The organism is Nocardioides pinisoli, from assembly GCF_024199985.1.
In the GTDB taxonomy this organism is placed as follows: domain Bacteria; phylum Actinomycetota; class Actinomycetes; order Propionibacteriales; family Nocardioidaceae; genus Nocardioides; species Nocardioides pinisoli.
In genome coordinates this window covers 1-12093 of the sequence record NZ_JANARS010000014.1, presented here as the reverse complement: position 1 = coordinate 12093, position 12093 = coordinate 1, and the positions used below count along the sequence as shown (strand labels likewise).

Below are 12093 nucleotides of genomic sequence, written 5' to 3'. Positions count from 1 at the left end.
ACCAAGCCCGACCAAGCCCGACCAAGGAGGAACCATGAACAGCACGACCCGCCTCGCCCGATCGCTCGCAGTCGGCGTCGCCCTCGCCGGACTGGGCGTCGCCACCGTGGGCGTCGGCACTGCCGGCGCCGCACAGGTCGACCACCCGTCGTCGCTCCGCGGTGGTGACGACGACGCGCCCGGCGACGACCATGGCGGTCACGGTGGCGACGACAACGACGACGACCGCGTGATCCGCACGGGGAGCTGCAGCGGCAGCGCCGACTGGAAGCTCAAGGTCAAGACCGACGACGGCCGCCTCGAGGTCGAGGGCGAGGTCGACAGCAACGTCGCCGGCCAGCGGTGGCGCTGGTCGCTGCGCCACAACGGCTCGGTCAGCGACCGCGGCGTGGCCACCACCACGGCGCGCAGCGGCTCCTTCGAGGTCGAGCGCAAGGTGGTCGACCTCGCCGGCGCCGACACGCTGGTGTTCCGAGCCGTGCGCGACGGCCAGGTCTGCCGAGGGTCGCTCAGCTACTGAGCCCCTCAGGCGCGCGGGTCGCCGCCGTACGTCACGCGGGCGCGCTCGAGCGCGGCTACGTAGCCCGATCGCTCGTAGGCGGTCCCGTCCACGTCCCGCGGCACCGCCAGCCGGCCCCGGGCGTCGTCGACCCCGGCGTAGCCCTTCCGCGCCAGCCATGCGGTCAGGCCGTCGAGCAGGACAGACGCGTGCTCGGGTCCGTGGCGCAGCAGCGACGACGTGGTCATCACGACGTCCGCACCGGCGAGGACGTACGCCGCCACGTCCGCGGCGGTCTCGACCCCGGTCGACGCGGCGAGGGAGCACCCCACACGGCCGTGCAGGATCGCCACCCAGGTCCGCGCCAGGGGCGACTCGGCCGGTGTCGAGAGGGCGAAGCCCGGGGTGACGGCCACCCGCTCCGGGTCGACGTCGGGCTGCAGGAAGCGGTTGAAGAGGACGAGCCCGTGGGCACCTGTCCGGTCCAGCCGCACCGCCATCTCGCCGGGTGAGCTGAAGAAAGGGCTGAGCTTGACCGCGACGGGGACCGACACGACCTCCAGCACCCGTTCGAGGATCTCGACGTGGCGGTCCTCGACCTCGCGGCCGGTCGTGTGGGGGTCGGCGGGCAGGAACCGGATGTTGAGCTCGACGGCCGCCGCCCCCGCCTCCTGCATCGCGTGGGCGAACCGGGACCAGCCTCCCGCGGTGCTCCCGTTGAGGCTGGCGACCACGGGTACGTCGACGGCCGCCGCGGCCCGCTCGACGAGGCGGAGGTAGCGCCTCGCACCACCGGGCTCGGACGCCGCCGCTGAAGGGGTCGGCGAAGGGGTGGTCGAAGGGGTGGCCGACGGGAAGTATGAGGCGGCCTCGCTGAAGGCGTGCTCGTGCTCCTCCACCAGCAGCAGGTCGCGCAGCTGCTCGCGGTGCAGCTGCTCCTCGAAGAGCGAGGGCAGCACGACCGCCGCGATCCCGGCGTCAGCGAGGCGGCGGACGTCCGCGACGGTGGACGTCAGGGGGGAGGCGCTGGCCACGAGCGGGTTGCGCAGGGCCAGGCCGAGGTAGCGGGTCGAGAGGTCCACGTCCTACCTCCGCGCGTCCGTGGCGAACCGGGCCGCCCCGCGGCTCGCCATCTCCTCGTAGGTGGCCCAGCGCTGGTCGACCGCCTCCTGGGCCAGGTCGAGGAGGCGCTCGGCCTCGTCCGGGTCGGCGTCGCGCAGCATCCGGTAGCGCAGCTCGCGGTAGAGGTAGTCCTCGAGCCGGATGCGTGGCCGGGGCGAGTCCAGCTGGAACGGGTTGCCGCCCCTCGCGCGCACCGTGGGGTCGTAGCGCACCAGGGGCCAGTGGCCCGACGCGACGGCGCGGTACTGCTGGTCGAGGCCGTCGCGCATCTCGATGCCGTGGGCGATGCAGTGGCTGTAGGCGATGACCAGCGAGGGACCGCCGTACGCCTCCGCTTCGCGCAGGGCGGTCAGGGTCTGGTGGGGGTCGGCGCCCATGGCGACCCGGGCGACGTAGACGTTGCCGTAGGCGATGGCCTGGAGCGCCAGGTCCTTCTTGGCCAGGTCCTTGCCCCCAGAGGCGAACTTGGCGACGGCGCCGAGCGGGGTCGCCTTGGACGCCTGGCCGCCGGTGTTGGAGTAGACCTCCGTGTCGAGGACGAGCACGTTGACGTCGCGCCCGCTGGCGAGGACGTGGTCGAGCCCGCCGGCGCCGATGTCGTAGGCCCACCCGTCCCCCCCGACGATCCACACGCTGCGGCGCAGGAGGTGGTCGGCCACGCTGCGGAGGTCCTGCACGGCCGGGCCGGTCATCCCCTCGAGCCGCCGCCCCAGCTCGGCGACCCGGTCGCGCTGGGCGTCGAGCACCGACTCGCGCACCTGGCCGGCGTCGAGGATGGCGTCGGCGAGGTCCGCGCCGACCTCGTCGCGCAGCTCGGTGAGGCGCGTGCGCGCGAGCGCGGTGTGCAGGTCGGCGGCGAGCCGCAGGCCGAGGCCGAACTCGGCGTTGTCCTCGAAGAGCGAGTTGGACCAGGCCGGCCCGCGCCCCTCGGCGTTGCGGGTCCACGGGGTGGTGGGGAGGTTGCCGCCGTAGATGGAGGAGCAGCCCGTCGCGTTGGCCACCGTCAGCCGCTCGCCGAAGAGCTGCGTGAGCACCTTGAGGTACGGCGTCTCCCCGCACCCCGCGCACGCACCGGAGAACTCGAAGAGCGGCAGCAGGAACTGCGTGCCGCGAACGGTGCCGAAGTCGACGCGCGCCCGGTCGTTGACCGGCAGCGTCTCGAAGAAGGCGACGTCCTGCCGGGCGGGCTCGAGGACCGGCTCGAGCTCCGTGAGGTTGATCGCCTTGCGCGACGGCTCGCCGAGCGGGCTGACCGGGCAGGCCTCGACGCACAGGCCGCAGCCCGTGCAGTCCTCGGCGTAGACCTGGAGCGTGTAGCGCGAGCCGGGCAGGCCGACCGCGTTGAGCGGCGCCGACGCGAACGACTCGGGCGCCCCCTCGAGCTCGGCCTCGTCGTAGTGCTTCGAGCGGATGACGCTGTGGGGACACACGAAGCTGCACGTCCCGCACTGGATGCAGGACTCGGGGTCCCACTGGGCGACGAGGTCGGAGATGCGCCGCTTCTCGTACGCCGTCGTCCCGCTGGGGAAGGTGCCGTCGACGGGCAGGGCGCTGACGGGGAGGGCGTCCCCGCGTCCCGCCATCATCTCCGCGGTCACCGTGCGCACGAAGTCGGGTGCGTCGGCCGGAACGAGCGGCGCCGGCTCGTGCCCGTCCACGCCCTCGGTCGGGACCGCCACCTCGTGCAGGGCCGCCTGGGTGGCGTCGACCGCCGCCTGGTTGCGGCGTACGACCTCGGTGCCGCGCCGGCCGTAGGTCGCCCGGATCGCGACCTTCACCTTCGCGATCGCCTCGTCGCGGGGGAGCACCCCCGAGATCGCGAAGAAGCAGGTCTGCAGCACCGTGTTGGTGCGTCGCGGGAGCCCCGCGTCGCGGGCGACGCGATCGGCGTCGATGGCGAACACCCGCAGCGCGAGCTCCCGGATGCGCTGCTGCACGGGGCGGGGGAGCGCGTCCCACACCTCATCGGGCGGACGGGGTGAGTTGAGCAGGAGTGTGGCGCCACGGCCGGCGGAGCCGAGCACGTCGACCTTCTCCAGCAGGCCGATGTCGTGGCAGCCGACGAAGCCGGCCCGGGTGACGAGGTAGGGGGCGCGGATCTCGTGCGGCCCGAAGCGCAGGTGGCTGACGGTGAGGCCGCCTGACTTCTTCGAGTCGTAGACGAAGTACGCCTGGGCGTGCACGTCCGGGTCGGAGCCGAGGATCTTGATGGTGTTCTTGTTGGCGCCCACCGTCCCGTCCGAGCCGATGCCGTAGAAGACGGCCCGCAGGGTCTCGGGCTCCTCGATGTCGAGGTCGGGGTCCCACGGCAGGCTGGTGCCCCCGACGTCGTCGGTGATGCCGATCGTGAAGCGCGGGCGGGGGACCGGGGTCGCCAGCTCGGCGAGGACGCCCGCGACCATGCCCGGGGTGAACTCCTTGGACGACAGGCCGAAACGGCCGCCGATCACCAGGGGGAGGTGCTCCACCCGACCGTGCTGGTGGGCCTCGGCGAGCGTGGCGGCGACGTCGAGGAAGAGGGGCTCGCCGTGCGAGCCCGGCTCCTTGGTGCGGTCGAGCACCGCGATCCGCCGGACCGTGGGCGGCAGCGCCGCCACGAGCTCGGCCGCCGGGAACGGACGGTAGAGGCGCACGTGCACCACGCCGACGCGCTCGCCGGCCGCGACGAGGTGGCGCACGGTCTCGCGCGCGGTCTGGGCTCCCGAGCCCATCACGACGACCACGTGCTCGGCCTCGGGATGTCCGGCGTACTCGACGACGCGATAGCCACGGCCCGTGTGCGTGGCCAGCTCGTCCATCGCCGCCTGCACCACGCCGGGGGTCCGGGCGTACATCGGGTTCACCGTCTCGCGCGCCTGGAAGTAGACGTCGGGGTTCTGGGCGGTGCCACGGATGAACGGCCGCTCGGGCGTGAGGGCTCGCGACCGGTGCTCGCGCACGAGCGCCTCCGGCACCATGGCGCGCAGCACGTCGTCGTCGAGCAGCTCGATGGTGTTCATCTCGTGCGAGGTGCGGAAGCCGTCGAAGAAGTGGATGAACGGCACCCGCGTGCGCAGGGTCGCCACCTGCGCCACCAGCGCGAGGTCGTGGGCCTCCTGCACCGACGCCGACGCCAGGAGGGCGAAGCCGGTCTGCCGCACCGCCATCACGTCGGAGTGGTCGCCGAAGATCGACAGGCCCTGCGCCGCGAGGGACCGGGCGGCCACGTGCAGCACGGTGGAGGTGAGCTCGCCGGCGATCTTGTAGAGGTTGGGGATCATCAGCAGCAGGCCCTGCGACGCGGTGAAGGTCGTGCTCAGGGCGCCACCTTGAAGGGCGCCGTGCAGCGCTCCGGCCGCGCCGCCCTCGCTCTGCATCTCGACGACCGTCGGGACCGTCCCCCAGACGTTCGTCCGGCCGTGGCTCGACCACTCGTCCGCGAGCTCGGCCATCGTCGACGACGGGGTGATGGGGTAGATGGCGCACAGCTCGTTGAGCCGGTAGGCGACCCGCACCGCCGCCTCGTTGCCGTCGATCGTCTCGCGCACGGCGCTCACTGCTCCGGGACCATCTCGATCGCGTGCACCGGGCACTGCCGGAAGCACGCGCTGCAGCCGGTGCACCGCTCGTAGTCGAACTCGTAGCGCAGGCCCTCGCCCAGCTTGACCACCGCGTCCTCCGGACAGGCGCCCAGGCAGCCGTCGCACTCGAAGCAGTTGCCGCACGAGAGGCACCGGCCGGCCTCGAAGGCCGCCTCGTCCGGGGTGAGCCCGGAGACGACCTCGTCGAAGGCGACCACCCGTGCCGCCGGGTCCAGCTCCGTCTGACGACGGCGGTCGTGGTCGCCGAAGAACCACGGGCTGAGCAGGTCGAACCCCGCGAGCGGGTGCTTGTCGCCGGCGGTCCACTCCGCGCCCCGCAGCCAGGCGTCGACGGTGCGGGCCGCGCGCTTGCCGTGGCCCACCCCGACCGTGACGGTCCGCTCGCTGGGGACCACGTCACCGCCGGCGAAGACGCCAGGGGCGCCGGTCATCAGCGTCGCCGGCGACACCTGCACGGTGTCGTCGACCACCTCGACGCCGGGCACGGTGCGGAGGAACCCGGTGTCGCTCTCCTGACCGAGCGCGAGGATCAAGGTGTCGGCGGCCAGGGTCTCGAACCGCCCGGTCCCGTGCGGCCTGCCCTGCTCGTCGAGCTCCTGCACCTCGACGGTCAGGTCGTCGTCACCCATCGAGGAGATCGTGCGGAGCCAGTTGATCCGGATGCCCTCGGCCTCGGCGTCGGCTGCCTCCTCCTCGTGGGCCGGCATCTGGTCACGGGTGCGCCGGTAGACGATGACGGTGTCGTCGGCGCCGAGGCGGCGCGCCACCCGCGCCGCGTCCATCGCGGTGTTGCCTCCGCCGTAGACGGCGACCCGGCCGTGCAGCGGCTCCTGCTGGCCGGAGGACGCGCCACGCAGGAAACCCACCGCGTCGAGCACCCGGCTCGCGTCCTGGTGGGGGATGTCGACCCGCTTGGAAAGGTGGGCGCCCACGGCCACGAAGACGGCGTCGAAGCGGCCGGTCCGACGCTCCGCCTCGAGGTCCTCGACGACGTGTCCCTGCTCGAGACGCACCCCGAGGTCGGCGATGCGGCGCACCTCCGCGTCGAGCACGTCCCGGGGGAGCCGGTAGGCGGGGATCCCGTAGCGCATCATCCCGCCCGGAAGCTCGCCGCTGTCCCGCACCGTCACGTCGTGCCCGAGACGGGCGAGGTGGTACGCCGCCGACAGCCCGCTGGGGCCCGACCCGACGACCAGGACGCGCTTGCCGGTGCGTGCGGGCGGAGGGGCGAACGTCCAGCCGTGCTCGATCGCGAGGTCGCCGAGATGGCGCTCGACCCCGTGGATCGACACGGCCTCGTCGAGCTCCCTGCGGTTGCAGACGCTCTCGCACGGGTGGTAGCAGACCCGGCCGTGGATCGCGGGGAACGGGTTGTCGTCGGTCAGCTGGCGCCAGGCCTCCTCGGCCCGCCCGGCCTTGACGAGCGCCAGCCAGGCCTGGATGTTCTCGCCGGCCGGGCAGCCCGCGTTGCACGGCGGCAGCAGGTCGACGTACACCGGCCGCTGCGAGCGCACCGGTCCCGCGCGCAGCCGGCCGAGGCCCAGCGGCGCGGGCGGGGTGAGGTCACGATCGGGTCCGGGCACGGCTGTGGCTCCTCCGTCGACTGCTGCCACGGTCGCCCACGGGGCCGGGCCGGCGTAGGGGCGAAAGTCCACCCCCGTGTGGCGGGAGGTCCTGCACGGGTGCCGGGGTCTCGGGCACCACCGCGCCCCCGATGTGGTCCACTGCTCACCTCACCGGAGGTGGAGGATCGTGCGCTGGCTGTCGAATCCCGTGGCCCAGTTCCTGGCCGCGGGCCTCGTCACGCTCGTGACCGTGGTCCTGGTGACCAGCGCCCTCAGCCGCCAGGCGGCCGACGAGGAGGCCGTTGCCGACGCCCGCGCGCTCACGCAGGTGCTCGGCCGGTCGGTGGCGCAGCCCGAGATCCCCGCCGGCCTCGTCGACGGCGACGCCGCTGCCATCGACCGGCTCGACCGCACGGTGCTCGACCGCCTGCTGGTGGGCGACGTACGCCGCATCAAGGTGTGGGCGGCCGACGGGACCGTGCTCTACAGCGACCGCACCGAGCTGATCGGCGCGGTCTACCCGCTCGGCGACGACGAGCTCGACGTCATCGCCGACGGGGGGACCGATGCCGAGATCTCCGACCTGACCCGCCCCGAGAACCGCTACGAGCGCAGCCTCGGCGGCGACCTGCTCGAGGTCTACACGAGGATCCGCTCGCCGGAGGGTGACCCCCTGCTCTTCGAGGCCTACTTCACCGCCGACGAGCTCGGCGAGCAGCGCGCCGCCGTCCTCGACCGGTTCCTGCCGATCACCATCGGCGCGCTCGCCGCCCTGGTCGCGCTCGCCACGCCCCTGATGCTGCTGCTCAACCGGCGCCTGTCCCGGGCGGCGCGCGAACGCGAGCGCCTGCTCGAGGCCGCCGTGCGCGCCTCCGACGCCGAGCGGCTCCGGATCGCGCGCGACCTCCACGACGGGGTGGTCCAGGACCTGGCCGGGGCCTCGATGGCGCTCTCCACGCTGGCCGCGCGCAGCGAGGGCCGCGTGGCCGAGGAGCTGCAGGACGTCGGCCGCTCGCTGCGCGTCAGCATGCGTTCGCTGCGCTCGCTGCTCGTGGAGATCTACCCGCCCGACCTGCACACGGCCGGCCTGGCTGCGGCGCTGCAGGACCTGGTCGCGCCCCTCGCGGCCGCGGGGGTGCACGTGGACGCGGACGTCAGCGGCGACGAGGACGCCTCGGACGCGGCCGTGGCGCTGGTGTGGCGGGTGGCCCAGGAGGCCGTGCGCAACGTGGCTCGCCACGCCCGGGCGAGCCGCATGTCGCTGACGGTCCGCCGCGACGGCGCGGCGCTGGTGCTGGAGGTGGTGGACGACGGGGTCGGCTTCGACCCGGGCGCCACGTCCGGTGACGGTCACTACGGGCTGCGCGCGGCCGGGAGCCTGGTCCGCGAGCACGGCGGGTCGGTGGAGGTGGAGTCCGCGCCGGGCTCGGGCACGATGGTGAGGGTGGAGGTGCCCCTCGCATGATCCGCGTCGTCCTGGCCGACGACCACGCCGTCGTCCGCCGCGGCCTCACCGGCCTCATCGAGTCGACCGAGGACCTCGAGGTCGTCGGCGTCGCGCGCGACGGCAACGAGGCGGTCGACCTGGTGCGTGAGCACCGTCCCGACGTGGCGGTCATGGACCTGCAGATGCCGGTCCTCGACGGGGTCGAGGCCACCCGCGCGATCGTCGGCGAGGCGTCGGGCACCGAGGTGCTGGTCCTGACGTCCTTCTCCGACCACGCCCGCATCGACGCCGCCATCGAGGCGGGCGCGGTGGGCTACCTGCTCAAGGACGCCGAGCCCGAGGCGCTCCTCGACGGGATCCGCGCGGTCGCGCGGGGGGAGTCACCGCTCGACCCCCGGGCCGCGAGGCGGGTGCTCTCACGCCGGTCGACGGGCGTACCCGGGCCGGACCAGGCCGCGGCCGCGCTCTCGCCCCGCGAGACCGAGGTGCTCAGGCTCGTGGTCGAGGGGCTGCTCAACAAGCAGATCGCCCAGCGGCTCGGCATCACCGAGCGCACCGTCAAGGCGCACCTCACCTCGGCCTACCAGCGCATCGGCGTCGCCGACCGCACCCAGGCCGCGCTGTGGGCGCAGCGCCACGACCTCGGCGGGTCGCGCTGATCGGGCGGGTCAGCCCTCACCGGCGATGAGGAGCCTGTCGTCGAGGCGCTCGAGCTGGAGCCGCACCCGCTGGGTGCTGCGGGCCCCCGACTTCATGACGTAGTCCACCGTGTAGCCGACGGTCAGGTCCGACGGGTCGCTCGCGACCTCGGCCAGCGACGCCGACTCCACCTTGCCCCACCAGCCCATGTAGCCCTCGAAGCCGCCGCTGGCGTCCTGGAACTGCGGCGTCAGCTGCTCGAACGCCGCCCGAGGATCGCTCGTCACGGTGGCGAGGTAGGAGGTGATGAACGCGTCCATCTGCTCGCGGGTGTCCTCCGCCGTCATCGGGGGACTGCTGCTGTCGGCGTCGCTGCTGGCGGGCGCCTGCGACGTCTCCGGCGAGCGGGACCGCTGGTCGTCGGGCAGGGCCTCGGGACTGCCGCGCCCCGCCCAGACGTACGCCGTCACGACGGCCGCAACCGCGAGCACCGCCGCGGCCGCCAGCCAGCCCCAGCGCGCGCCGAAGCGGCCGGCGGGGGAGGCGACGGGGGAGGTGACGGGCGGCTGCACCGGCGGGAGCACGTCGGTCGTCTCGCGGACCGGCGCCGGCGCAGGTGCCGGGACCACGGTGGAGCGCTGGCCCCGAGCGATGCGGGCCAGCTCGTCGCGCACCCGCGGCATCGGCCAGCGCGCCTCGGGGTCGCGGTGCATCATCACCGTGAGCAGGCCGGCCATCGGGTGGTCCTCGGGCAGGCGCGGCGGGTCCTCGTGGACGATCTTGTAGAGCGCCCCGATCAGGTTGTCGCCGACGTCGTAGGGCGGCTTGCCCGTGACCGCGTGGTAGAGCGTGGCGCCCAGCGACCACACGTCGCTCGCCGCGGTGGCCGACGAGCCCGACGCCACCTCGGGAGCGAGGTAGGCGGGGGAGCCGGTCACCAGGCCGGTCTGGGTGAGCGACGGGTCGTCCTCCGAGCGGGCGATCCCGAAGTCGTTGAGCTTCGCGGCGCCGCCGGCGAGCATGATGTTGCTCGGCTTGACGTCGCGGTGCACGATGCCGTGGTCGTGCGCCTCGACGAGCGCGTCCGCGACCTGGGCGAGCAGCGTGGCGGCCTCGGTGGCGCCCATCGGGCCTGATGTCCGGACCCGCTCGCTCAGCGTCTCGCCGTCGACGTACTCCATGACGAGCCAGCGCACGTCCTCCTCGTCGACGAGGTCGAAGACGGACACGACGTTGGGGTGGTTGAGGGCCGCGGCGAGCCGCGCCTCCCGCTCGGCCCGCTCCAGCTCGGCGCTGTCCGAGCCGGGGATCAGCCCGATGCGCTTGATCGCCACCTGCCGGCCCAGCACCTCGTCGGTCGCGAGGTGCACCGTGCCGGAGCCGCCGCGGCCGATCTGCTTCTCGAGCCTGTACCTGCCTGCGATCACGTGCCGAACCTCCTGCGTCCTCGCCCTAGGCTAGTGCCCGCGAACCAGTCCACCTCACCCGAAGGAATCCACGTGAGCAGCCCCAACGTCCTCGACGAGCTGGAGTGGCGCGGCCTCATCGCGCACTCCACCGACCGCGACGCGCTCCGCGCCGCGCTGGGCGAGGGGAGCGTCAAGTTCTATGTGGGCTTCGACCCGACCGCGCCCAGCCTCCACATGGGGCACCTGGTGCAGGTGCTGACGGCCAAGCGGCTCCAGGACGCAGGGCACACGCCCTACGCACTGGTTGGCGGCGCCACCGGGATGATCGGCGACCCGCGCGATTCCGGCGAGCGCACGCTCAACTCCCTCGACACGGTCAAGGAGTGGGTCGAGCGGGTGCGGGACCAGATCGAGCCGTTCCTGTCGTTCGACGGCAGCAACGCCGCGGCGATGGTGAACAACTACGACTGGACGGCGTCGCTGTCGACGATCGACTTCCTGCGCGACATCGGCAAGCACTTCCCGGTCAACCGGATGCTCGCGCGCGACACGGTCAAGCGTCGTCTCGAGTCCGGCATCAGCTACACCGAGTTCTCCTACGTGCTCCTCCAGTCGATGGACTACCTCGAGCTCCACCGGCACCACGGCATCACGCTCCAGTTCGGCGGCTCCGACCAGTGGGGCAACCTGACCGCGGGCGTCGAGCTCATCCGGCGCACCGACGGCGCCCACGTCCACGCGCTCGCCACGCCCCTGCTCACCAAGGCCGACGGCACCAAGTACGGCAAGAGCGAGGGCGGCGCGCTGTGGCTCGACCCGGAGATGCTCTCCCCGTACGCCTTCCACCAGTTCTGGCTCAACGTGGAGGACGAGAAGGTCGGTGAGCTGCTCCGGGTCTTCACGTTCCTCTCCCGGGAGGAGATCGAGGACCTCGAGCAGCAGACGGCCGAGAAGCCGTTCCTGCGTGCCGGCCAGAAGCGGCTCGCCGACGAGGTGACCGCGCTGGTGCACGGTGCGGAGGAGGTCGAGCACGCCAAGGCCGCGGCCGCCGCGCTGTTCGGCGGGGGAGACCTGGCGGGCATCAAGCCCGACACGCTCGTCTCCGCGCTCCGAGAGGCGGGCGGTACGACGCTTCCCGCCGGCGAGCTGCCCGGCATCCTCGACCTGCTCGTGGCCGCCGGCCTCACTAAGAGCAAGGGGGAGGCGCGTCGCACCGTCGCCGAGGGCGGCGCCTACCTCAACAACGTGAGGGTCGAGGACCCGGACCTGCAGCCCACCGAGTCCGACCTTGTCGCCGGCTCGTGGCTCGTGCTGCGGCGCGGGAAGAAGAAGTTCGCGGGCGTCGAGGTCGCGTGACGACGCTGTCGGGCGGGCCCGCGCGGCCCGTCCGACACGTCGTCCCAGCCGCACCACCGGCCCCAACAGGCCTCTGACCTGCGGAAACGTCGGTGTGCTCGCGGTCACAGCGTTTCGATTTGCGCGATCCGGGCCAACTGCATAATGTTCTCTCTGTCGCCAGGGAGCGGCGGGGAGCAAGACCGGTCAGGTCGGGCTCCCGGCCCCGGGCAGGACAACCCGAAGCGGTCATCGGTCACGGTGACACCACCGGGTCAGAGCGAAACAGGCGAGGATTTGCTTCGTCAGAAAGTCGCCCGCTAGGTTTGACCAGTTGCCTCACGCAACCGAGATCCTCAGCGGATCTCGATGTGGGTGCGTCTGATACTTGAGAACTCAACAGTGTGTTTGATTAGTCGACGAATTAGTTTGTTATGCCCCGTTGACGTCAACTTGTTCTGCGCCTTTTTTGGGTGTGGGGTTGTTGGTGTCGCGG

General features: G+C 72.8%; 8 protein-coding genes. 4 read left to right on the top strand and 4 right to left on the bottom strand.

Annotation, left to right across the window (positions count from 1 at the left end; translation table 11 throughout):
* Positions 1 to 34: 34 nt before the first annotated feature.
* Positions 35 to 520, top strand: coding sequence for a hypothetical protein (locus NCI01_RS21150; protein WP_254183473.1), 486 nt, complete (start codon positions 35 to 37; stop codon positions 518 to 520).
* Between the two features lie 5 nt (positions 521 to 525).
* Here NCI01_RS21150 and NCI01_RS21145 read toward each other — a convergent pair whose 3' ends face one another.
* The 3 genes from NCI01_RS21145 to NCI01_RS21135 are packed head-to-tail and all read right to left on the bottom strand — an operon-like array spanning position 526 to position 6785.
* Positions 526 to 1581 carry a dihydroorotate dehydrogenase-like protein gene (locus tag NCI01_RS21145; protein ID WP_254183472.1) on the bottom strand — a complete coding sequence of 352 codons (1056 nt, stop codon included), beginning with the start codon at positions 1579 to 1581 and terminating at the stop codon, positions 526 to 528.
* 3 nt (positions 1582 to 1584) lie between these two features.
* Positions 1585 to 5157 (bottom strand): pyruvate:ferredoxin (flavodoxin) oxidoreductase, encoded by a 3573-nt coding sequence (gene nifJ / locus NCI01_RS21140; RefSeq protein ID WP_372495232.1) that lies wholly within the window; start codon positions 5155 to 5157, stop codon positions 1585 to 1587.
* On the bottom strand, positions 5154 to 6785 hold the full coding sequence (locus tag NCI01_RS21135; protein WP_372495231.1) for an NAD(P)-binding protein: 1632 nt from the start codon (positions 6783 to 6785) through the stop codon (positions 5154 to 5156). The genes nifJ and NCI01_RS21135 overlap by 4 nt, the downstream gene beginning before the upstream one ends.
* Before the next feature lie 169 nt (positions 6786 to 6954).
* On the opposite strand from NCI01_RS21135, the gene NCI01_RS21130 reads away from it, so the two are divergent.
* Complete coding sequence (locus tag NCI01_RS21130) at positions 6955 to 8232, top strand: sensor histidine kinase (RefSeq protein WP_254183470.1); 1278 nt, start codon at positions 6955 to 6957, stop codon at positions 8230 to 8232.
* Positions 8229 to 8873 carry a response regulator gene (locus tag NCI01_RS21125; protein WP_254183469.1) on the top strand — a complete coding sequence of 215 codons (645 nt, stop codon included), beginning with the start codon at positions 8229 to 8231 and terminating at the stop codon, positions 8871 to 8873. The genes NCI01_RS21130 and NCI01_RS21125 overlap by 4 nt, the downstream gene beginning before the upstream one ends.
* 9 nt (positions 8874 to 8882) lie before the next feature.
* On the opposite strand, the gene NCI01_RS21120 is transcribed toward NCI01_RS21125, so the two are convergent.
* Complete coding sequence (locus NCI01_RS21120) at positions 8883 to 10280, bottom strand: serine/threonine-protein kinase (RefSeq protein WP_254183468.1); 1398 nt, start codon at positions 10278 to 10280, stop codon at positions 8883 to 8885.
* Between the two features lie 72 nt (positions 10281 to 10352).
* On the opposite strand from NCI01_RS21120, the gene tyrS reads away from it, so the two are divergent.
* Positions 10353 to 11618, top strand: a complete 1266-nt coding sequence (tyrS, locus tag NCI01_RS21115; RefSeq protein WP_254183467.1) for a tyrosine--tRNA ligase — start codon at positions 10353 to 10355, stop codon at positions 11616 to 11618.
* Positions 11619 to 12093: the final 475 nt, after the last annotated feature.

Excerpts from the sequence above, each read along its gene's own strand:
- NCI01_RS21150 (WP_254183473.1), top strand. The coding sequence starts at position 35 with ATGAACAGCACGACCCGCCTCGCCCGATCGCTCGCAGTCGGCGTCGCC.
- NCI01_RS21125 (WP_254183469.1), top strand. The coding sequence starts at position 8,229 with ATGATCCGCGTCGTCCTGGCCGACGACCACGCCGTCGTCCGCCGCGGC.